Below are 22,926 nucleotides of genomic sequence, written 5' to 3'. Positions count from 1 at the left end.
TACCTAACTTTTTCGATTGTGATTAATCCTGAGGTGGGCTCAAAACCTTACTTAGTAAGGGCTATGGCGATTATTTTATACTAATTTATCATAGCCACCCTAGGAGAGCCAAAATTGATAATCCTAGGGTGGGCAGTGCTATTAATGCGATCGCTATCTGTTTTTATTGGTTTCAAGCACTGCCCACCCTCCCTAACTTTTTCGATTGTGATTAATCCTGAGGTGGGCAGTGCTATTAATGCGATCGCTATCTGTTTTTATTGGTTTCAAGCACTGCCCACCCTCCCTAACTATATCAGGTAATAGCTAACGGCTAAACTAAGGAAAAACCTAACCATAAATTACACATAATTTATTTAAAAAATGGATACACAATAATTGTAAATAAATGTAATAATAATTAATTATCCCTTGCATTTTTTCAAGTAGTTATGTATAGTATAGAAAGTAGACGCTGAAACTAATAACCGCGCTGGATATGCCCGTTAACCATCCCCAGCGCGGCTTTCCTCCCAACGAAGTAGGAGCTACTTCCATGATGGCATCAAAAAATCACGATTATCTATCCTGCCGTGGAATGGGCATCTTGCCCGTTCTTTCGACTTTTGGTAGCGGACCCGGTAAGTACCATGGGCATGTTGTTGTGGCACGGGCATGTTGTTGTGGCACGGGCATGTTGTTGTGGCACGGGCATCTTGCCCGTGACAATTATTTTCGGGCGGGCTGTGCCAAGCAGGCGCAAAGAGGCGGAAAATCAGGGCAAGCCTTGTGGTGGTGCGTTACGGGGCTACTGGCTACGAAGTTGAATATGATGGCAAGGCGCGCCCCTAACACACCCTACTTTTTGACCTTGCGGTATCTAATCCTTAATGGGATGGCCTTTCGGCCACGCTACGCGAACGCAAACTGCTGAAACCTAACCAGATTTGATGTATTATTTCCCCTATTACAAATTGAAGTACCTGTGGGTGGACTAACATAAAACTCACCTTAAACCCACCAGACTCAAACCCCCAGGGTCAACAACCTTCAACCTGTAACCTTCAACCTTCAACCTTCAACCTGTAACCTTCAACCTGTAACCTTGGCCAAAGGCCACGCTACGCGAACAACCCACCTGACAAGGAACCCCAAGAGGGAACAACCTTAAAAAAAAAATGGATAAATTCATCTAAGATTCATAGAAATATAATCTGTTTTTGAATAAAATTCAGGAATATTGAAAGAATAGTCATAGTCTAGATCGGGACTATTATAATGTCTTGATTTTTGGGATGCTTATTTTTAATTAAGCAACGAAAAATTATTCAGTTTTGTCAAAGGTATTGTAGGATGTAGTTTGGGATAAAACCCTAAACTACCAATGCTTTTTTTGATCTGTTAGTGCTTGTTGAATTGTAGCAACACGACTACCTCACTATGACCCAATTGAATTATTGGTTGAAATCCTTAGGAATGCTAACTGTAGCTGTGCTCACTACGGTAACTCCTATTACGTCTAAAAAAGCTAGCGCTAGAACAGTTGCGGACTTAAGGCAACAGGAAAAATCTCTGGAAATTTCTGTCCTTCCTCCAGACACAGATCCAGATTCCATTAAAATCCCTGTTCCCCCTCCCGAAAGCAACAAGAATGGCATTTGTCCGGAGTTTCTGCCACCAGTGATTGACTCGATTATCGATCATCCTTCTTTTGCCAGAGGTAAATGGGGGATTTTGGTTGAATCGTTATCGGAAGAGAAGATTTTTTACAGCCACAATGCTAATCAATACTTTATCCCTGCTTCTAACATCAAACTATTAACTACAGCGGCAGCATTAAACAAGCTTCATCCCAATACTCCGATTCGCTCTAAGTCAATGGAAGAATGGGTAAAGATAACGAATCTAAAAAGCCACAATAGCTATGCTGATACCTTATTGCGCTATATTGGCGGGTCGGAAGTAGTGCAGGATGCTTTGGCGGAATTGGGAGTTGACCCTAATAGTTATCGACTGGTAGATGGGTCTGGCTTATCCCGGAAAAATTTAGCGACTCCAGAGGTATTTGTAACCACTCTCAAAGGGATGAGTGATGCCAATAATAACGAAGTTTTCCTAGCCTCTTTACCGGTTGCAGGAGTGAGCGGTACCCTCAAAAATCGGTTGCGTCATCCCTCTACACAAACCAAAGTTCAGGCCAAAACCGGCACCCTCAGAGGAGTGAAAGCTCTGTCTGGATATCTAGAACATCCCGATTACGGAACTATTGTGTTTAGCATCATGGTTAATCAACCATCCCAGTCAGGCAAAGTCTTAGAAAAAGGAATTGATCAGATTGTTCTGCGATTGACTCAGCTGATGCCTTGTAGTTGATAGAGAGTGTGGGGCGGGGGCGCGGGGAGATGGGGAGATGGGGAGATGGGGAGATGGGGAGATGGGGAGATTTTTATTAAGGGTAATTATCCGACTCCTGAGTGTCTAATCCTTCAAACTAGTCTTCCCCCGATTCCCGATTACCGATTCCCGATTCCCGATTCCCTGCAACAATCCGATCAAAATACCAATTCAATACCGGAGCGAGCAAACTATGAAACCGGCCTAGTAATCTCATCTCGAATCCTGGCATGATCCCAAACTGCTTTTTCTCAATACCTCGTACAATCTGATTCGCTACAGCAGTTGCACTCCACATCTGGGCACTGCCAGTAATCATCTTAGTTTCCAGGGGCTTAGTTTTATTTTCTGCTTCCAGTTGTGGGGTATCGGTATCGGGAGGATAGACAATAGAAACATGAATGCCTTGGGGCTTTAACTCACCCCGTAAGGATTCCGTTAAACCCCGCAGGGCAAATTTACTGGGACTGTAAGGGGTATAGCCATAAATACCAATCAGTCCAGCACCGGAAGATAGCAGTACAATATGACCCTTGTGTTGCTTTACCATGCTGGGTAGTACTGCTTTAATTGCATAGAGGGAACCAAAATAGTTAACTGCCATGGTTTGTTCAAATACCTCTATGGGCAGCTCTTGGAAGTAACCGGGATGAGCAATACCAGCGCTAGTGATTAATAGGTCAGCCGGACCGATTTGGTCGATTGCTTGCTCAATGGCTGTTTCTACCTGTATCTGCTGGGAAACATCAGCAGAAATAGTTATAATTTTTGCTTGCGGATCTGTTCCCATCCCTTCAATCTCGACTTTAGCCTGCTCTAGCTTAGCTGTATCCCTAGCAATCAAGGTCAGATTAGCTCCCTTCTGGGCTAATAATTTGGCAGTGGCTTTGCCAATCCCACTGGAACCCCCTGTGATAATAGCGTGCTGTTGATTGAAGGTCATGGTTGAGTCTATTCCGAAGGAGCCTTAATTTTTAAGGGAACAGGGAATAGGGAACAGGGAATAGGGAACAGGGAGTCGGGAATCGGGAGTCGGGTCGCACCTGTAGAATGGGCATCAGGCGTGGAACTGGCATCTTGTGTAGAACTGGCATCTTGCCAGTTTCCTCCTTATTTTGGGGCGGGCAGGATGCCCACTCTACTCCTATTCATTCCAAGACTGACGCAACGTTTTGCGATCGCACTCTTATCTAGCAGTTGTGATCGTCATCAGGTACACCAATTTTTGCCCTGTTCCCAGATCCGCTGTTCCCTAAAGAATGAATTATGCGATCGCGGATTCGCTTACCGCCACTTCCTCATTCTTAGCCGGTAAAGGTGCTGGTTTATTAGTCATAAATTCAGCCAGCTGAGCCTCAATTTGGTCACGGACAATTTGGCGATATTCCAGGAAGTGTTCTGCGTAGGCACAAAGTACAAAGAAAGAGCCGACCACTTTCGGTTTCTGCTGAATCAGCTTAAACAGACTCTTCCAGAACGTCCAGCGGGTCTTACGGACAACCCCTTGTCGCCAGCATATGGTTAGTAGCGCCCGGATAGTTATCCAATCGATCGGACGAGATACACCATGCCTTGGTAGACCCAGCTTCATCAAGTAGTTGTAGATGCGGTTTAAAAATCGCTCTGGGTCATACAGTCTCCAAAACGCCTCCACATATTCACGAGCAATTTCTTCCACAGGCCGAGTTGGCACAAAATTGAGCAAAGTCGTTTGGTTAATATTAGCCCCACCATCGATAAGTCGTCCTTCTTTCTCAAGGCGATGCCACAGAGCAGTATTAGGCAATGCCTGCAACATACTAAAAAAAGCAATAGGAATCGACGTTTTCTCAATAAACTGGACAATGCGATCGCCTGCGCCAGGTTTTTCCCCATCAAAGCCCATGATAAACCCAGCCATCACCCTGATACCTGCCTGGGTAATTGCATCCACCGATTCACTCAGAGAATCCCGAGTATTTTGCAACTTTTTAGTCAGGGTAAGGCTGTCTTCATCAGGAGTTTCAATGCCCAAAAAGACCGCTTTAAAATTACAATCGACCATCAGGTCGATCAGTTCTTGGTCTTGAGCCAAATCCACGGAAGCTTCTGTGATGAAGTTAAAAGGATACTCGTGTTCAGCCATCCAGACTTTCATGGCTTTCAGCAGAATCTTGACATTGCGCTTATTGCCAATAAAGTTGTCATCGACTAGAAAAATCCCCCCTTGGAAATTCAGTTCTAAGAGGCGTTCTAGTTCAGCTAACAACTGCTCGGGAGTTTTGGTGCGGGGTTTGCGACCGTAGAGGACAATAATATCGCAGAATTCGCACTGAAATGGACAGCCCCGAGAGAACTGGATTGCCATAGTGTCATAGGCTTCGAGGTCGAGAAGATCAAAACGGGGGATTGGGCTCTCCGTCACATCCGGCTTCTCACCATTGGCACGAAACACCCCTTGACTCTCGCCCCGTTCAATCGCTGAGACAAACATCGGTAGGGTAATTTCCCCTTCATCCAAAATCAAGTAATCTGCCCCAGCCCCTTCAGGTTCGTGGGGTGAGGTGGTCGGGTAAGGACCACCAACGGCTACCTTTTTCCCACGGCGCTTAGCTTCCTGAATTTGCTCAAGAAAATCCTTTTTCTGGACGATCATACCTGAGATAATCACTATCTCAGCCCAATCCCATTCTGCCTCCGTTACCTCACATACATTGCGGTCAACCAGTTTAAAGGACCATGTCTGAGGTAATATCGCCGCTACTGTCACCAAACCTAGGGGTGGCACCAGTGCCTTGCGATTCACCAACTCAATGGTTTTCTCCATTGACCAGAAACTTTTCGGAAACAGAGGATATAGCAGTAAAACTCGCATAAGTGGCACCTGAAACGATAGTTAGGTTTTCCGGAATTGATTTATCAGAATGTATCAATTGATCACAGCTGGCTTAACTTAACCAGAGTTGGAAAGATGTCGTTGGCGGATTGCCTGTCAGCCACTAACTATTAGGTTAGGTAAATATTAGGTAGGTAACGGGGTGGGAGACTTTTCCCGAGTTAGTTAGTTGCTAAGGCTTGCTAATATATATAGTCTGATCCCCCAGTTAATTCCCACTCAATTCGCCAACGGGATTTTTAATCTGTAAGTTGCCAGTTTTCCCTTAGATTTACCTGTCAGTAGTTATACTTAGCAGCGGCCTAAACTGAGCTTTCGGCCTCTTCTCCCCCCGGTGTTTTGGGGAAGCTCTTCCCCCCCTTGTTAAGGCTCTTCCCCCCCCTTGTTAAGGGGGGATGGGGGGGATCATCAATTAGCTCAAGTTATGACCGTATCCAGTATTGCTACTATTTGATAGTTAATCTAAGGGTGATTTCTGGGTACTATCGTCCTGCTGAAGCTTTGCTACTTCTTGAGCCAGGGTGTTCACCGTAAAGCGAATTTGCTCCTCCGTATGGTTACAGGTGATAAAGAAGCGCAGGCGGGCAGCATTTTGTGGCACCGACGGGTAGAACATAAACGGGACATTGATACCACGTTTAAACAGATTCTGAGAGAGTTGCACCGACTTCAACGCATCCCCCACAATAATTGGAATCACCGGAGAGTCTTTACTGGTCCCTGTGTTCAGTCCCTGTTTCTGGGCTAATTCTAGGAAAAGTTTAGCTCGCTGGTGCAACAGTGCAACTCGCTCTGGTTCTGCCTTGAGTAGCCTTATGGAAGCCAGCACCGAGGCTGCATTAGGGGGAGCTATGCCAACACTATAGACAAACCCCGGGGAGGTATACTTGAGGTATTCTACCACAGCAGCGCAACCAGCAATATAGCCACCGCAGCTAGCGAAGGACTTGCTGAGGGTACCCATCCACAAATCTACATCAGCGGGATCAACCCCACAGAACTCACCAACCCCTCGACCGTGTTTGCCCAGTACCCCGATGGAGTGAGCTTCATCTACCATCAGGAAAGCTTTGTGGCGTTTCTTGACTGCAATGAACTGGGGCAAGTCGGGAATGTCACCATCAGTACTGTAAACCCCTTCGATCACAATCAGTACCCGTTGATAGTGGTGACGACGCTCCTGGAGTATTTTCTCCAATGCCTGGCAGTCATTATGAGGAAATGCAATAATGCTCGCTCCCGACAGGATGCATCCCTGTAGAATACTGTTGTGGCTCAGAGAATCATGTAAGATTAGGTCGTTTTTGCCAAATAGGTGACTAATAGTCGTTACGTTAGTAGCATGCCCGCCCACATAGACGATACTATCCTCAGTACCAATAAAGTCAGCAATTTCTTTTTCGAGCTCTCGATGTAAGGGTTTTTCCCCTGACAACAGACGGCTAGCACAGGCGGAGGTACCATAATGATCAATGGCTTCCTTTGCTGCTTGAGAAACAACTGGGTCACCGCACATCCCCAGATAATTATAGGTGGCATAATTAATCAATTCCCGGCCACCAATCTCTGTGGTGTTGTTGACTACCCGTTCTTGGGGGGTAAAGAAAGGGTTGTTGACCCCCAGCGCTTTGATTTCCTCCTGTTGCAATTGCAGTTTGCGGTATTCTGGGTATAGGTGGAAATGGTGGTATTCCGGTGGGATATCTTGATTGTCTAGCTTTTCTACATCTTGATTTGGAATTAGACCGTTTTTGGCCGATATATGACCATTCGTTTCCCGTATTGACCTCCCTGACGAGGTTTCTAGGTGAGCTTGTGAGTTTCCTGTTGGTTGTTTAGCAACGTATTCGGCCAAATACTCAGCCAATGCCTCAATATTGTTGTGATCCCATAAAAGCGTTGGGGAAAGCCGATGTCCGAGGAAATTCTCCAGCTCTCCGGATAAGTTAACAGCTTCAATAGAATTTAAACCATAATCGGTAAAATCCCGATGAATATCGATTTCTTGGACATCCAGCTCAAGTACTTCTGCTAGCTTGGACACTAACCAAGTGGCAATGCTTGATGCTCCTTGAGATAATTTTGGGGAACTGACGGTAGATTTCTGATCACTGGTAACTAAAGTAGCCGGTGAGCTTTCTTTCCCGTTCCAGACCTGGTTCAACAATTCCATGTTGCACTCCTTCACCACACTAAAAGATTAAATCACCCAACTCCAGTTACTGGCACTGGGTGATCGTCTGGCCTTACCCCTCCATGACTTTTCGATCATTGAGCCTAGTTGTGAACCTTCAATCTCAGCTAATAATGTTCTAAACAGAGATTATGCCTTTATTTCGGTCTAGTTGCCACTCTTGAAGCCAATGAATTGCTATTTTCGGGGTTGACTTGATGGTTATTTTGCCATGAACTACTAAAACTTGTGAAAAATTCTATCAATCAAGTCAAGTCTACCCTCTTGCGCCGATAGCGTTTGACAGGTAAGCTATTTGGCATCGAAAAATCTGTTTCGTAAGATGCAGATTTGATTGATTGGGTCTGGTAACCTCTAGGCTTGGTATGAGGGGAAACTACCCAGGGATAATCCGCGATCGCATAATGGCAAACCATAAACCTAAATACTCCAACTTAGTCGATCTCGTGGTCGATAGAGCACTAAACCAACCTAACCAAATTGCTTACACTTTCCTAGCAGACGGGGAAACAGAATCTGGCCTGTTGACCTACCAACAGTTAGATCAACAGGCCAGAGCCATTGCTGCTCAGCTACAGTCTCTAGTTGCCGCTGGCTCCCGTGCCTTATTAGTCTACCCCTATACCGCTGGTTTAGAGTTCATTGCCGCTTTCTTTGGGTGTCTGTATGCCTCAGTTGTAGCAGTGACCGCTAATCCCCCCCGGTCGAAACAGGCTATTGCCCAATTACAGCAGCGGGTCATTTCTTCCCAAGCCACAGTAGCGCTTACTACCACGGACTTATGGAAAAGAATCCAGCAGCAGTGTAGCTCGAATCCAGAATTAGCTCCAACCTTAACTGAACTGTCCTGGATAGAAACCAACGAAATTTCCCCGTCTCTAGCATCAGACTGGATTGAAACCGAGCGCCCAGATCACGATAGCTTAGCCTTTCTACAGTACACCTCAGGCTCCACCGGTAAGCCAAAAGGGGTAATGGTGACCCATGGCAATATCCTGCACAATTCAGCGTCGATCTATCAGTCCTTCGAGCATACCCTCAACAGTCAAGCGATAATCTGGTTACCCTTGTTTCATGATATGGGGTTGATTGGTGGTGTGATCCAGCCGATCTATGGGAGATTTCCGGTTATACTGATGTCACCAGTAGCCTTGATTCAAAAACCAGTTCGCTGGCTCCAAGCCATTTCCCGCTATAAAGCCAGAGCCACTACCAGTGGTGGTCCGAATTTTGCCTATGACCTATTATGTCGTCAGGTAACTCCCGAACAGATTGAAACTCTAGACCTCAGCAGTTGGGAGGTAGCCTTTTCCGGTGCTGAACCGGTTCGAGCCGAAACCCTAGAACGGTTTGCCAATATCTTCGCCCCTTGTGGGTTTAGACCAGAAGCATTTTACCCTTGCTACGGTATGGCTGAAACCACATTATTTATTTCCGGGGGATTGAAAGCTAACTCTGCTGTGATTAAGTATGTCGAGCAAGGTGCCCTAGGAGAGAATCGGGTGATAACTGCTACTAAAGACCAACAGCAAACACAAGGGATTGTCAGCTGTGGTCAGCCTTGGTTGGATGATCAGTTGGTAATTGTTGACCCGGAAACCCTAATAGAGTGTCCAGAGAATAAAGTTGGCGAAATTTGGGTATCTGGTTTAGGTGTGGGCAAGGGCTATTGGAATCAACCAGAGGAAACAGAACGCACATTCGGTGCCTATATAAAAGACACTGGCACTGGACCATTTCTGCGCACCGGAGACTTAGGATTCCTAAAAGATGGGGAACTCTTTATCACCGGTCGCCTCAAAGAATTGATGATCCTCTGGGGCAACAACCGCTATCCCCAGCATATTGAAGCCACTGTTGAGAAGAGTCATCCAGCCCTGCGACCCAACGCTAGTGCAGCGTTTTCCGTAGATTTAGAAGGGGAAGAACGATTAGTTATTGCTCAAGAGATAAAGCGGAGTTACCTGAGACACTTAGTGGTTGATGAAGTAGTGGCAGCCATTCGTCAAGCGGTAGCCCAAGAGCATATTGCCGATGTTTATGGGATTGTGCTGCTGAAAACCGGAAGTATTCCCAAAACCTCTAGTGGTAAGATTAAACGTCGGGAATGTCGGCTGCGATTTCTTGATGGCACTTTAGAAGCAGTAGGTGAATGGCGACAGAGTCAACTTCAGCAGCGTAGCATTACCGATTTGTTGAGTCAGTTGAATGTTGCTTCATCAGAATCCTAGAGTTGTTATTGGGTCAGCTATCAGCTATCAGCTATCAGCTTATGCCCGTAGCGCAATCGGTGATTTTGAATAAGCGATGCAGTGGCAGACACGGGGGTTTCCACTCACTGCTGACTACTGACTGCTGAATGCTTAAGTTATTGGAATTATTAAATGTGTTAAATATTACTAATTCCCAGTTACTAATTTCGACCATCACTAGCAATTTATAATTTTTTTTAGCAACAATTAAAAAAACTAATTAGGTATGGTAATATATTTATCTAAGCGCAGCTAAATTAATAATTAATCATGAAACGTTCTTTAGACGCTCTTAGGGAAAAAGCGAGGAATTTCCTGATCTATGGTATTGGTACACCACTTATATACAAGTTGGAAACGTTAATTACTAATTCTTCATTAATTGGTAATTCAACATTCTTTGATCCTGATAAATTTAATTGGGTGGAAGAGTTAGAATCCCAATGGATGACGATTCGCCAAGAGCTCGATCAAGTCTTGAAATATAGAGATAGTCTACCCAACTTCCAGGATATTTCTCCAGACCAAGGTGAGTATACCAGCACAGATAATCGGTGGAAAACCTATGGCTTTTATGGCTATGGAATTAAATCTAAACAAAATTGTAAAAACTGTCCGGAAACCACTCGTATTATCGAAAAAATTCCTGGTATGAAAACGGCATTTTTTTCAATCCTATTACCAGGTAAACATATCCCTGAACACAGGGGACCTTATAAAGGGGTAATCAGATGTCTTCTAGGATTACGTGTTCCTGAACCGAAGGAAAATTGTCGGATTCGTGTTGGTAACGACATTCGCTATTGGGAAGAAGGAAAAACGATGATATTTGATGATAGCTTCCCCCATGAGGTATGGAATGAAACCGATGGGATGCGGGTGGTTTTATTTCTAGATATTGTCAGGCCGCTCCGTTTTCCTGTTTCATGGATTAATCAATTATTTATTAAAGTAATTGCTTGGTCACCCTACGTTCAAGATGCTATGGCTAATCAGAAGAAATGGGAAGAACGTTTAGATAAGGTGTTTGCTCGACAATGAATCAATAGGGAACAGAGCGAGTGTGGGGCGAGGGGGGAGAGGTAACTATTTCAATACATTGTGTGTGTCTCAACAACAAACCCTTGAGGATGCCCAAAGGTGGCTTGAGTATGACCCCGATGTGATTATCCTGAATGCAGGACAAATCGAAACTGAGGTAGGGGATGGAGGAGTGCCACTGGTTGAGATAGTAGAATCGATGAACCGTGTTAACTACAGTTGGCCAGCATTGGTAGCCCTCGAAGCAGCCAAGCTAAAGCGCGAGCGACCCCTCGATGTGGTTGCTATTGGTTCGATTGCAGATGGTAGCCCTTCTTGTTTTGGTCCAGTCTATCATTCTGGTAAAATCGCTTTGCACTATTAATGGTCAGGTGTTGGACCAATAGTTTACCACGCCAGCAATCATCAAATCCTCATGAGGCTTTACCGTCCTGGTGTGATCAGCGGTCCCTTGGCTTGGGCACCAGTGAACCGTCTCAATGAAAAAGGTTATAAAATCCGAGCTAACCGAGTCAATTATGCTCCTCCTGCTGAAAAAGTAGCTAATACAATCGCCAGCTGGATTGAGAAAAACCAAGAATGGGTAGGAACTTATGATGAGCCTTTTAGCTTTAAAATATTCAAATTTTAAAACTACAGTTGTTTGGATGGCCTCGGGGCAGCAAATTCGTATAACTAGGAAATAGGGAATTGCGGGAATAGTTTGGGGAGGGTGGGGGTAACCATTAAGCTATCAGCTATCAGCTATCAGCTATCAGCTATCAGCGGTCAGTGTAAAGTGCGTAGTGTGAATAATTGGTGGATTATTTCATAATATAGTACTATTTTTTAGGTTCAATTTATGTTCAAAATTCCCGGAAAATGAATTATTATTAATCGAAGCTACTGAATTATGAATCCTCAATATCAGGATATTTGGTGATGTCGGAATCAAGCTAAAGTAATGTTTGGCAATGTGTAAGCTATCAGCTAATGCGCTACAGATGGTGCTACTTGAGGTGCTATCAGCTAATGCGCTACAGATGGTGCTACTTGAGGTGCTATCAGCAAAAGACGAAGGCCAAAAGCTCACGGCTGACGGCTGACAGCTGACGGCTGAATGCTTACAAAGTAATAAGTTTTTTTGTGTAAGTTTTTAAGTGCAGGGGTAAAAGGTGTCACAAACTATTCTCCAAGCAGCCACGTTAGTGGATATCCTGCGCTACAGAGCAGTTAACCAGCCAGATGCGATCGCATATACCTTTTTGGTGGATGGAGAAACTGAACAGGTCAGTCTGACTTACCAACAGTTGGAGCAACAAGCCCAAGCGATCGCGTTCCACCTGCAATCAATATATTCCCCAGGAGAAACTGCGCTACTACTGTATCCTCCTGGTCTAGACTATATTTGTGCATTTTTCGGGTGTTTGTACGCTGGGGTTGTAGCTGTGCCCGCTTATCCTCCTAGACCCAACCGCTCCCTTGTCCGTGTTCAGGGAATTGTCAAAGATTCCCTGGCAAGGGTAGCCCTAACTACCCAAGCAATCCTGTCTAATTTAGAGCGACGGTTTACTGAGGCTCCAGAACTGAAGACACTGCACTGGCTAGCCACAGAAAACATTAACGGCAACTTAGCTCAATCATGGCAGCAACCAGCTATAGATGGTAGCACCCTAGCTTTTCTCCAATACACCTCTGGTTCAACCGCTGCACCGAAGGGAGTGATGATTAGCCACAGCAATCTAGTCCATAATTCAGCTGCTATCTATAAGTATTTTGGGCACACCGACCACAGCAGTGGGGTGATTTGGTTGCCGATGTACCATGACATGGGTCTGATTGGTGGTATACTCCAACCTCTATACGGCGGTTTTCCAGCTACTCTGATGTCCCCCTTGATGTTTTTGCAAAGTCCGATTCGGTGGTTAAAAGTGATTTCCCACTATCGAGCCACCAGCAGTGGAGGACCAAACTTGGCTTACGACTTATGCGTACGCAAAATCAAGCCAGAACAACTAACAAACTTGGATTTGAGTAGTTGGGACCTGGCCTTTAACGGAGCTGAGCCAATTAACTTCGCCATCTTGGAGCGGTTTGCAACTAAATTTGAGTCCTGTGGCTTCCGCCGAGAAGCATTCTACCCTTGCTATGGCATGGCTGAAGCCACCTTAATGGTTTCTGGTGGTGTCAAAAGTGCCCCAATTGTCTTAAGAACAGTTGAGGGGGCAGCACTGGAGCAAAATCACGTTGTGCCAGCTAGTGTTGAGCAAGAAGGTACCCTTACCCTCGTAGGCTGTGGTCAAAGTCTGCCAGACCAGCAGATTGTAATTGTCCATCCTGAAACCTTGACCCGATGTGACCCAGGACAAGTGGGAGAAATCTGGGTATCAGGACCAAGCATTGCCCAAGGTTACTGGAATCAACCGGCAACAACCGAACGAAACTTTCGCGTAACTCTAGCATCGATGGGGGAAAAGCCATTTCTACGCACCGGTGACTTGGGATTCATGCTCGACGGTGAATTATTTATTACTGGTCGTCTCAAGGATCTGATCATTATCAATGGTCGTAACCACTATCCCCAAGATATTGAATGGACCGTAGAAAACACCCACTCCTTGCTCAGACCTACGTGTTCGGCAGCATTTTCCGTGAATATTGCTGGTGAGGAACAGTTAGTGGTGATTGCTGAGGTAGAACGTAGCTATTGGAAATCTACTCGGCTAGCTGCTTCTGACCCTGGCAATGGAGCGAAAGACCATGCCCTTGATAGCAAGGAGTTAATCCGGTTAATCCGACGAGCAGTATTACAACATCACGATTTGCCGGTTCATACTGCTCTGTTGCTCAAACCAGGTACTATTCCCAAGACATCTAGTGGTAAGATTCAGCGTCATGCCTGTCGCCAGAGTTTTATGGCGGGAACTCTGGCTGTTATAAATGATAGGGATTAGGCTATTGGCTTGAGCCATTAACCATTAAGATAACACCATTAAGATAACACCTTGCCCTCACCCTCAAAACTTCCTGAACAGACTCCTTACGTGGAAGTAAAGGTTAACAAATGTTTATGTTACCTGTTTCCTTCAAACCCCAGATGAGAGTTATGTCCTAAACTATACTTTACTTGATAGAATTTAATAGTTTTGTAACAATTTCGGATAGAATAAGGCATTAGTGGCCTTAGTTGGTAGTTGCAGTACATAGCTTATGTCGGAGAATTCCTGGTCAGAAAAAGCGCCAAGCCAAGAGCTGAAGCAACTTGGCTCTATGCTGTCTAACTTGTCAGAGGAAGAGTTTGAAACTAGCTTATTTTTCCAGGGACTAGAAGGACGCCGACGCAAAGCAGCTTTAGTGTTAACCATAGTGTGGTGCATAACCATAGCACTGCATTTGGTGTCTTGGGGGATCTGGGTGAGCTTGAGCTTAACAACAATATTAGGAATTCATGCCCTACGGTGCTTGCTGGCTCGACCGTTAAAAACCCCTCAACCCTGTTTAGATGAGGAAAAAGACGATTTTCCCTTTGTGTCTCTGCTAGTAGCAGCAAAAAATGAAGAAACTGTCATCAGTAATTTAGTTAAGTCTCTGTGTCAATTAGATTACCCCAAAAATCAGTATGAACTGTGGGTAATTGACGATTACAGTACTGACCAAACACCAGAAATCTTAGATAAGTTAGCAGCAACATACGACCAGTTGAAGGTACTGCACCGGAGTGCTAATGCCGGGGGCGGCAAATCAGGGGCACTCAATCAGGTACTGGGTTTAACTAAAGGGGAGATTGTAGCAGTATTTGATGCAGATGCTAAAGTTCCCAAAGATATGCTACGGCGGGTTTTGCCCTTATTTACTAACCCGCGAGTGGGAGCAGTGCAGGTCAGAAAAGCGATCGCAAATGCACCACTGAATTTCTGGACACGAGGGCAAATGGCAGAAATGGCTCTCGACAGCTATTTCCAACAGCAACGTATTGCAGTTGGTGGGATTGGTGAATTGCGGGGCAATGGTCAGTTTGTCCGACGTTCCGCACTACAGCGTTGCGGTGCCTGGAATGAAGAAACCATCACCGACGACTTAGATTTAACCATTCGCCTACACCTCGATCAGTGGGATATTGGCTTTCTCAATTTTCCGCCAGTAGAAGAAGAAGGAGTTACCAGTGCGATCGCACTCTGGCATCAACGGAACCGTTGGGCAGAAGGAGGGTACCAGCGCTATTTAGATTACTGGCGTTTAATTGTAAGTAACCGCCTAGGTTTGCGGAAAACTCTAGATTTATTTACCTACTTGATCATCCAGTACTTTTTGCCCACTGCTGCTGTACCAGACTGTTTGATGGCTATTGCCCGTAACCGTCTACCTATTTTTAGCCCCATTACTGGCCTAACTGTCACCCTATCAGTGATTGGCATGTTTGTCGGGCTGCGCCGCACCAATCAAAATCGAAGATTACGTGTTTCTAACCTATTGGTTAGTTTCTTGCAGACCTTGAGGGGAAATCTTTATCTATTGCACTGGATGCTGGTGATGGCTGCTACTACCGCTCGGATGTCTGTGCGTCCTAAACGCTTGAAATGGGTGAAAACAGTCCATAGAGGTGGGAATGAAGAATGAAGAATGAAGAATGAAGAATTATTAATTTCTAAAATGGTGAATTCCCAATTCCGAATTCCCAATTCCCAATTCTTAATTCTCAATTCTTAATTCTTACTTCCCAATTCCCAATTCCCAATTCCCAATTCCCAATTCCCAATTCCCAATTCCCAATTCCCAATTCTTAATTCTCAATTCTTAATTCTTAATTCCCAATTCTTAATTCTTAATTCTCAATTCTCAATTAATTCCTGATAAAAATTCAACAGCTGTTTAGCTAGCGCCTTATTGGTATACTGCTCCATTGCCCGTACATAACCCAAATATCCTAATTTCTCAGCCAACTCTGGTTGCTTGATTAGCTGCTGTAAACAATGTCGTAACTCCGACTCATTCTTTTCAGGAAACACCAACCCAGCATCCCCAATCACATAGGGAATTTCTCCAGAATCGGAACCAATTACTGGTACTTTAGATGCCATAGCCTCAATCAGCACATGACCAAACTGTTCCTTCCAACCTACACTAGTTAAGGTTTTAAACTTATAATTAGTCTCTGATGGTAGCACCAGAGTATTCATCACATTAATATAACGAGGTACCTCGTCATGGGGAACACTCTCAATCCAAATTAATTTGTCTTTAATTCCCCATTCTGCCGCCTTTTCCATCAATATCGGCTTGAGGGGACCACGCCCTAGCAGCAGCCACTTCCACTCCATCCTAGATAAACCGGCTAGGGCTTTACCTAAAGTCAGTAATCCCTTCTCTTCTACAAACCGTCCCACAAATCCCACCACAAAGTCATTGGGTTGAATTCCCAACTGCTGTTTTAGCTCTGGCTGAGCTTGGGGAAGAAACAAGCTTTCATCTACCCCCAATTGGGGCATTACTTTAGCTGGTCCGTTATAACCATGTTGTCGCAGGATTTCTACCCCATCCTGATTTCCACAAATCAGTCCATCGGTATGACGCAAGTTATATCCTTCCAACACAGACACCGGAAATTTTACCTGGTAGGGCAGATTCCACCAAGTAAAAAATAGGTTTTTTGCCTTCAGTCCCAATAGCTTATTCAGGGTAATAAATTGAGCATAACCTAATGCCTTAGCTCCCTGTTCCACTTGAATAATTTCGGGTCGAAACTGTTTCAATAAAGGGATAATATCTAGCCCAAAGGTCAGCAGTCCCTGATTATTTTCACTAAAGTTAGATACTGGTACGACCCGAAATGAACCTTCTTCACGGGGTTGGGTTTCAATGATGCGATTTTGGACACCACCAGGACGCCAGCGCCGGGGAACCACCACAGTTACCTCAATGTTAGGTTCTAACTGAGCGAGTGTTCGTAACTTCTCGCAGTTAAGGTCAACAATATACGAGTGGCTAGCAACTAAGATTTTCATGGGTAATTTTTTGACAGTTAATGGGTGAAGGTTGAAGGTTGGAGGTTGAAGGTTGGAGGTTGAAGCTTGAAGGTTGGAGGTTGGAGGTTGGAGGTTGAAGCTTGAAAGTTGGAGGTTGGAGGTTGAAGCTTGAAGGTTGGAGGTTGGAGGTTGGAGGTTGAAGCTTGAAGGTTTAAGGTTGAAGGTTTAAGGTTGGAGGATTAAGGTTGCAGGTTGTTCGCCCTTGGCGTTCCCATAGTATCAATCAGCTTAGTTCATGTAGGATTACTCACAATGGTGCGAGATCTCAGTTAAACTTAGCTATGGAAGCATTACAAAACGACTTAATACTAGTAAACCAAGAGCGGTAACCCTGGAAAATCAAAATGTATTTTTAGTTATTTATTTGCTTAAACTATACTTATGGTTTTGGTTATCACAATACCATTAAATTTGAATTATTATGACTTTAATATCCTGAATTATGAATCATTAATTTTCAATATTTTAATTAAAGATACAAGAGCTTATTAAGTTTACTTAATCGTAGTTTTAAGTTTTAAAAACTGGCTTCAACCTTTTAACCTTGGCCAAAAGGCCACGCTACGCGAACAACCAACTAACCTTGGCCAAAAGGCCACGCGATCGCGTTCAACCAACTAACCTACCCTACGGGAACGCCAAAGGCGAACAACCTTCTAACGGTCTAGCCGACTATAAATTTGACCATCATCCCAGATAGATTTGATGCGTGTACCAAGTGCTTTTAAAAAGCCCAACATGTAGAAACCAGCGCGGGTAATAATTTTGATCGGGGAACCACTTTTATTACAAGGAGGATTCCCTAAGACGTGGCAATCAAATAGACGACCAAACAGCCGTAGCTGTTCACTAAGGGTAAGGTTTTTCATTCCCATCAGGAAATGGTTGTGATAAAAAGTCAACTGATACTCAAGCGATCGCGTACTAATATCATGACACCCCCCAGTTTCTTCCCCTAAATGGACTAAACAAGCATCTGGGTCATACCAAATTTGATAACCAGTGCGGCGAAATCGCAAACAAAAATCCGACTCCTCACGAACCGCACTGCCCCGGAACTGTTCATCAAAGTGCAGCCCGTATTTAGTAAAAATCTCCCGGCGGAAAGACATATTGCAGCCTCGGGCTGAGATCACCCGTTGAGGCTTCACGGTATGGACTAAGTCTATGTAATACCATGCAATGCCAGGATCCATGGCCTCTTTAGGCAAGTCTTCAATGGTGTAAGAGGGAGTGGGGGTATCTACTGCTGCTCCTTTCTCTGCTAACTTCATCCGGTCAAATACTCGTCCTGCTACTGCCCCAATCTCTGGGGATTTTTCATAGTTACGAGCGTGAGCAGTTAAATACCCCGGTGGCATCTTGATATCATCATCGATAAACACAATAATGTCCCCGGATGCCCGCCTTACCCCATAATTTCTTGCCCCAGGTAAACTCGCCCAATCAACCCGGAACCAGAGAATCTTACCAGTATTAGCCAGCTGCTCTAAATAGGATTGAATCTCTGGTTTGTGGTTTCGAGTTTGATCAACAACCAGTACTTCAAAAGCAGGGTAGTCTTGCTTCAGGACATCTTCTAGGGTATCCCGCAAAGGGTCTTCCCGTCCGTAAGTAGGGATAATTACAGAAATCATCGTCATTGTTGTGAGTACTTTGTCCTTAAGCATTTAACTGCTAATGATGCCGACAATCGATAACAGTTTAACTAACATGCTATCCTTGGACATCCGTGGTTTTATGGAAAGTTAGACAATTCTTAAGCTAAGAGGTAAAACCAATACAGCTTTACCATGGCTGGTGAGGTACACCTGAGTCTTAGAAGATAGGGGTTTCATTGCTGAATCTGTACCTCACGGGAGCTAGAAACGCTGTCCCAGCATAGTACAGGGAACAGTTATCCGTGGAGACCGGTTCAAAAAACCGTTTGTAGTTTGCCTTTTCCCGTTTGCTAGGGGTTAATCAATTGGTTAATCAACTAATCAGGGTTGTGAAGGTTTAATGCGTTCGCGTAGCGGTTCCGAAGGAACATCGCGTTGCCTGCCTTGACTGCTTCGTCATCTGGTTTTGGGATTTCGGCTTAGTGGTGATTATGCGTTCGCTACAGCCAACTCCTAACCTATTGCTATTTGTAGTGATATCTTGATCATATTTACTTATATTTTATAATCAGTACTTGGGCTTATTTTGTAGTTCATGTAGGGTGGGCAGTGCTTGAGACCGATGCCTTGGCTGTTCATCAGATTGCTTACCCCTACTCCCCACTCCCTACTACCTACTCCTATTAACCCAGGACGAAAGTCCCTTAAATCCATTACTCATCTGTTGCTCTGAATTATTTCTCATCAAAGTATTTTTTATAAAAACTTCATAATTGGAAATATTAACTTTATTTATTTAAAGATTTTATAAATTTGAATTCAAATAGCTAAATTAGTCCCGATTCTATATAATAATATTTTTGGGAAAGGAATCAGCCATCAACATTAACGAGTTAATTGGTTTCATAGCTGTCAACCTCAAGCAGTAAAAGAAAAGAAACCAAGCCTAAGGTCAGCACTTGATATCTAACATTTCAAAATAGCTCATCAAACCAATCTGTCTTGATGCAGTTGCTCATGGGGAGTGGCTGTGTGCGGAACCCCTGTAAGCCCAGTGGAAAGCCAGTTGCTCAGGGGGGAACTCCCAAGAACGCCGACTAAAACTAATTTTTCGTCAGTCAATCAGGAGCTTGACCACGCTATTTCATCCTGTCAATGCCACAAATCAATTCAATAGGAATCAAAAATCATGAAACCTAACCTTTATAAAACATTAGCAGTTACAACTACTACTGGCGCAATTTTAGGTCTTTTTGCTCTTGTCCCTAATCTGGCTCAAGCTGCTGCTATGAAATTTGAGTTTATTAGTACACTTGAGACTCTCAATGATAATCTTGGCTTTGGTATCCTTCGCTATGAGAGTGCCCCTATCACTGGGGTTGGAGTGGAAACTATCCAGATGAATCAGTTAGTTGGTGTCGATTTAGATCTAAAAGCGTCGGCTGAAATTTATCTTGACATACCAGGTTTGGGATTAGTCACTGATAGTGTTTTTATTGATGAAAGTGATGTGGTACCTCCCAGTCCATTTCTAACGTTTACAGATGGTATATTAACCAGCTTCAACGATACAATTAACACTACAAGTAACACTTTTGGAGTTCCTATTGTTGCTCAAGCTTTAGGAACAACTTTTGAAACTTTTGCTGTTGACCCAACCTCGGATACCAAAATATTAGTCGAAAAAGGGAATATTATTTTTAGCACTGTTCCAGAACCAGGAACGATTTTAGGGCTTAGTTTGTTTTCTTTAGGAATCTTGATGAATCGAAAAAAATCAGCAAACTCAAATTAATCGATGAATGTCCAGTTTTGGGCTAGTGGTACTTGGGTTAAAAAAGTGCAATAGTGCTAGGAATCAAGGCTTAATATGGTCATGATCCTGGCTCTATATCACATTTTTACTCAATTTTTAGGGCGCTTACCCTGCCTTTTGCCTTTTGCCGTTTCCCTTTTCCCTTTTTCGATGCCTTGATACCTCGTTTCTTTTTAGGTTGAGGCTCGTTTGCCTGTGCTGCCTCTAGTTTCTCTAGTTCCTCTTGTTCTTGACGATTTATTTCAGGCAACTTGAGGATAACACCAGTAATCAACCAATAATATACTGCCACTGGATCTACATCCAAGGGATAGTAATAGGTTTGGTAGCTAATAAACAAAATAAGTACCCAATAGCTGGCACCGATACTCCGCAAATCCTTGTTTTTCACTGAGCGGTAAGCCTTGAAGGTAAGTACAGTAATCGCAGTTACAAATACTAGAAAAGCCAGCAGCCCCAGCGGACCAACTTCATGCATCACTTTGGGAAACCAAGTTTCTACCAAACTGGTTTTACCAAAAACACGAGCAGAGTTGGTCGCTCGTCCTAATCCCAGACCAATTAATGAGCCTCTTAGTCTACTCCAGGTAAAAGCAAATTGATGAAGGATAAAATCATCCGCTGGTGAAGCTTCCCAACGACCGATCAAACTATCTATCCGTTCCTGAACTACTTCAGGAAAAGCAGTTGCCGCAATTCCTAATAAAAGCCCTAATCCTCCCAAAATAGGTAAAAACCGTTTAAGGTTAGTGACTTGACCCGTTAAAACGAGCAGGATTACGGTTACAGTTGGCACCAAAGCCAGAGCAATCCGCTGACCAGAGACTACTGCGAGAACAAAAACCGATGCCATGGCACCTAAACCAACACTCCGCCAACGAGCTGAGGGGTCGCTGAAAGCAGTAGCAAAGCTAAAAAAGGCATTAGAAATCAGGAACCAGCCCCACTGCCAAGGGGCAACAAAGGTTCCCGGTAAGCGGATTTGTCCCACTTGAGGACTATACAGCAAAGACCCACCCACAAAACATCTAGCATCTAGGGAAGCTTTGAATAAGGCAGCCCCGTGTCTGAATTGGGTTCCAGCGCATCTACCAGTTTTCAGCATCATGTACTGAATAAAGGCAAGGCTACAGCAGATAATAGCCAGAACTGTGAACATCCTTGAGAGGAAGAGTAATTCTTTCTTGCTACGGATCAGGTAGTAGGCACAAAAGATTAAGGGAATGTATCCCAAAAAAACTTTCAAACCCAAAATTCCCATTAGTATCGGCTGTCCATCTTCGCAGGTTATACCTCTACGCATCCCTGGTAGATCTGAACAAGGGGGAAGTAGTTGCTGGGAGCCATTAGCAAACAAGAATGTCAGCAAACTTGATGCGCACAAAATGCCTAAGGGTAGCATTAGGGACTTGGCTATTATGATTGGTTTTCTTTCCTGCTTACACTGTTGTACTAGACCAATCAAAGCAGGGATATAGATACCATCTTTAGCCAGCTGCAGCAGTGGACTATTGCCAATGGAGTAAATGATTGTACCACTAAAAGGCATATAGATCAGGAATGCCCAAAGTGCTGTGCGAGGATATTTATAGGACAGAACCAGACAAGGCAGACCAGCTACTGCAGCTGCACCAGCTTTAGGATCAACCACTAGAGCAAGCAACACCCCGATAATGGCTCCAAAAGCTGCTGTCATAGTAATAATTTGGATGATTTCTCTACGCTCCCGTTGCGCTCGGCGTTTTTGAGCTAACTGTTGCTTGAGATTTAAGGTTGTGGTCTCAGATGGCGTTTTCCCTTTCTTTGATGACTTAGATTTTGACCGACCTTTGACCATGGCAGAACCATCCCATTGTCTATCGATGTTATTATTTCTTAATTTGGCATGATAAATTTGAAATTGGTGTTTGCGCGATGGTCAAGCCAGCTTGTACAAGCCAAATTCATCACAAATTGATTTGCTCAACGCCTTTCGATTGAAGATGTTAAAGGATAATCTTTCTTCATTTGCTGATAGATTCTCACCAGTACCAAGGATATAAACACTACCGGAAAAGGGTAATGGTTTTAGAGGGGTTCCCTTGTTGGCTAGAATACTTTTAACTTTCCCATGATCAATATAAAACTTGTAGTAGCCATAACCGCGATTGTATTCAGGTTTCTCAGGTAACTCTAGTAAATCCCATCTAAGAATGTTCGCTGTACCCGACATTCGATAGAATTGTTTTCGTTTTAAATACAAACAATCTTCTCCATCTCGATACTTATAACCTCTATTAATAAACCAGCCATTTTCCTGAGGATTTTGCCTAACCAATTCCGCTAACTGTTTGCTAACACAATCATCGGCATCGACATTCATAACATGAGTTGGGTCAAATCGACGAGCATAAGTTAATCCTGTCAAAAGCTTACGTCCTTTATCTGTATTTCCTCTAACCCTCTGGCTTGGCTCTTTGGGAGTAGGATAATCAACCTGAAGATAAATGATATGGGGATGACTGAATGTAATCTGTGGCTTTTCATTACAAACAACGATTACTCTAAATTCCGATGATGTTTGATTACATACTGATTTGACACAGCGTTCAAATAATTTAGATACATGTTCCCAAGATTTGGAAAGCTTTCGACTCTTGAGTGGAATTACGAAAACTAGCATGATTAACCTTTATTGATAGAAAAACAAGGTAAAAAACTCCCATTAATTTGCGGTGCGACCCGTGGCGAATTTAATTCGCCAACGGAAAGCGCACCGGGACTAATTGAGCA

The 22,926-nt window shown here is 44.0% G+C and carries 19 protein-coding genes; 11 read left to right on the top strand and 8 right to left on the bottom strand.

What is annotated here, in order from left to right:
- Nucleotides 1–114 precede the first annotated feature (114 nt).
- From LYNGBM3L_RS40920 to dacB, 3 genes are all read left to right on the top strand, one after another.
- Entirely contained in the window at nucleotides 115–303 is a 189-nt protein-coding gene (locus tag LYNGBM3L_RS40920) for a hypothetical protein (protein WP_131827108.1), read from the top strand.
- Between the two features lie 175 nt (nucleotides 304–478).
- Nucleotides 479–913, top strand: coding sequence for a hypothetical protein (locus tag LYNGBM3L_RS40915; protein ID WP_008185357.1), 435 nt, complete (start codon nucleotides 479–481; stop codon nucleotides 911–913).
- Nucleotides 914–1,419: 506 nt separating this feature from the next.
- Entirely contained in the window at nucleotides 1,420–2,352 is a 933-nt protein-coding gene (gene dacB, locus LYNGBM3L_RS16205) for a D-alanyl-D-alanine carboxypeptidase/D-alanyl-D-alanine endopeptidase (protein WP_008185355.1), read from the top strand.
- A 118-nt stretch (nucleotides 2,353–2,470) separates the two neighbouring features.
- Here dacB and LYNGBM3L_RS16200 read toward each other — a convergent pair whose 3' ends face one another.
- The 4 genes from LYNGBM3L_RS16200 to LYNGBM3L_RS43700 form a co-directional block, all read right to left on the bottom strand.
- Complete coding sequence (locus LYNGBM3L_RS16200) at nucleotides 2,471–3,316, bottom strand: SDR family oxidoreductase (RefSeq protein ID WP_008185353.1); 846 nt, start codon at nucleotides 3,314–3,316, stop codon at nucleotides 2,471–2,473.
- A 321-nt stretch (nucleotides 3,317–3,637) separates the two neighbouring features.
- Nucleotides 3,638–5,227, bottom strand: coding sequence for a B12-binding domain-containing radical SAM protein (locus tag LYNGBM3L_RS16195; RefSeq protein ID WP_044493448.1), 1,590 nt, complete (start codon nucleotides 5,225–5,227; stop codon nucleotides 3,638–3,640).
- A gap of 478 nt (nucleotides 5,228–5,705) precedes the next feature.
- Entirely contained in the window at nucleotides 5,706–7,421 is a 1,716-nt protein-coding gene (locus LYNGBM3L_RS16190) for an aminotransferase class I/II-fold pyridoxal phosphate-dependent enzyme (protein WP_008185349.1), read from the bottom strand.
- 266 nt (nucleotides 7,422–7,687) lie between these two features.
- On the bottom strand, nucleotides 7,688–7,858 hold the full coding sequence (locus tag LYNGBM3L_RS43700) for a hypothetical protein (protein WP_154659820.1): 171 nt from the start codon (nucleotides 7,856–7,858) through the stop codon (nucleotides 7,688–7,690).
- Here LYNGBM3L_RS43700 and LYNGBM3L_RS16185 point away from each other — a divergent pair.
- The 6 genes from LYNGBM3L_RS16185 (at nucleotide 7,847) to LYNGBM3L_RS16165 (ending at nucleotide 15,331) form a co-directional block, all read left to right on the top strand.
- The gene (locus tag LYNGBM3L_RS16185; RefSeq protein WP_008185347.1) at nucleotides 7,847–9,673 is read left to right on the top strand and encodes a fatty acyl-AMP ligase; all 1,827 of its coding nucleotides are present in this window, start codon (nucleotides 7,847–7,849) and stop codon (nucleotides 9,671–9,673) included. The two genes, LYNGBM3L_RS43700 and LYNGBM3L_RS16185, sit on opposite strands and share 12 nt — an antisense overlap.
- A 291-nt stretch (nucleotides 9,674–9,964) precedes the next feature.
- Entirely contained in the window at nucleotides 9,965–10,735 is a 771-nt protein-coding gene (locus tag LYNGBM3L_RS16180; protein WP_008185345.1) for an aspartyl/asparaginyl beta-hydroxylase domain-containing protein, read from the top strand.
- A 22-nt stretch (nucleotides 10,736–10,757) separates the two neighbouring features.
- On the top strand, nucleotides 10,758–11,099 hold the full coding sequence (locus tag LYNGBM3L_RS47505; protein ID WP_229414528.1) for a hypothetical protein: 342 nt from the start codon (nucleotides 10,758–10,760) through the stop codon (nucleotides 11,097–11,099).
- An 87-nt stretch (nucleotides 11,100–11,186) separates the two neighbouring features.
- A complete protein-coding gene (locus LYNGBM3L_RS47500) occupies nucleotides 11,187–11,366 on the top strand; it encodes a hypothetical protein (protein ID WP_229414526.1) in 180 nt (59 codons plus the stop codon).
- Nucleotides 11,367–11,889: 523 nt separating this feature from the next.
- Nucleotides 11,890–13,668, top strand: coding sequence for a fatty acyl-AMP ligase (locus LYNGBM3L_RS16170; RefSeq protein ID WP_008185335.1), 1,779 nt, complete (start codon nucleotides 11,890–11,892; stop codon nucleotides 13,666–13,668).
- A gap of 256 nt (nucleotides 13,669–13,924) precedes the next feature.
- Entirely contained in the window at nucleotides 13,925–15,331 is a 1,407-nt protein-coding gene (locus LYNGBM3L_RS16165) for a glycosyltransferase family 2 protein (protein ID WP_008185332.1), read from the top strand.
- 212 nt (nucleotides 15,332–15,543) lie between these two features.
- On the opposite strand, the gene hpsO is transcribed toward LYNGBM3L_RS16165, so the two are convergent.
- Nucleotides 15,544–16,716 carry a hormogonium polysaccharide biosynthesis glycosyltransferase HpsO gene (hpsO, locus tag LYNGBM3L_RS16160; RefSeq protein ID WP_008185330.1) on the bottom strand — a complete coding sequence of 391 codons (1,173 nt, stop codon included), beginning with the start codon at nucleotides 16,714–16,716 and terminating at the stop codon, nucleotides 15,544–15,546.
- A gap of 565 nt (nucleotides 16,717–17,281) precedes the next feature.
- On the opposite strand from hpsO, the gene LYNGBM3L_RS43695 reads away from it, so the two are divergent.
- Nucleotides 17,282–17,437: a hypothetical protein gene (locus tag LYNGBM3L_RS43695; RefSeq protein WP_154659819.1), complete on the top strand. Its 156-nt coding sequence runs from the start codon at nucleotides 17,282–17,284 to the stop codon at nucleotides 17,435–17,437.
- On the opposite strand, the gene hpsN is transcribed toward LYNGBM3L_RS43695, so the two are convergent.
- Complete coding sequence (gene hpsN, locus LYNGBM3L_RS16155; protein ID WP_008185328.1) at nucleotides 17,394–18,374, bottom strand: hormogonium polysaccharide biosynthesis glycosyltransferase HpsN; 981 nt, start codon at nucleotides 18,372–18,374, stop codon at nucleotides 17,394–17,396. The genes LYNGBM3L_RS43695 and hpsN overlap by 44 nt on opposite strands.
- Nucleotides 18,375–19,527: 1,153 nt before the next feature.
- Here hpsN and LYNGBM3L_RS16150 point away from each other — a divergent pair.
- Nucleotides 19,528–20,133 (top strand): PEP-CTERM sorting domain-containing protein, encoded by a 606-nt coding sequence (locus LYNGBM3L_RS16150; protein ID WP_008185326.1) that lies wholly within the window; start codon nucleotides 19,528–19,530, stop codon nucleotides 20,131–20,133.
- Between the two features lie 106 nt (nucleotides 20,134–20,239).
- Here the strand turns inward: LYNGBM3L_RS16150 and hpsL are convergent, their stop codons facing one another.
- Together hpsL and LYNGBM3L_RS16140 are read right to left on the bottom strand one after the other, a co-directional pair.
- Nucleotides 20,240–21,991: a hormogonium polysaccharide biosynthesis protein HpsL gene (hpsL, locus tag LYNGBM3L_RS16145; protein WP_008185324.1), complete on the bottom strand. Its 1,752-nt coding sequence runs from the start codon at nucleotides 21,989–21,991 to the stop codon at nucleotides 20,240–20,242.
- Nucleotides 21,992–22,072: 81 nt separating this feature from the next.
- Nucleotides 22,073–22,816: a glycosyltransferase family A protein gene (locus LYNGBM3L_RS16140; protein WP_008185322.1), complete on the bottom strand. Its 744-nt coding sequence runs from the start codon at nucleotides 22,814–22,816 to the stop codon at nucleotides 22,073–22,075.
- Nucleotides 22,817–22,926: the final 110 nt, after the last annotated feature.

The organism is Moorena producens 3L (genome assembly GCF_000211815.1).
GTDB classification, from domain to species: domain Bacteria; phylum Cyanobacteriota; class Cyanobacteriia; order Cyanobacteriales; family Coleofasciculaceae; genus Moorena; species Moorena producens.
Note: the sequence above shows the minus strand (reverse complement) of the source record. Positions and strands in the feature narration are given on the sequence as shown.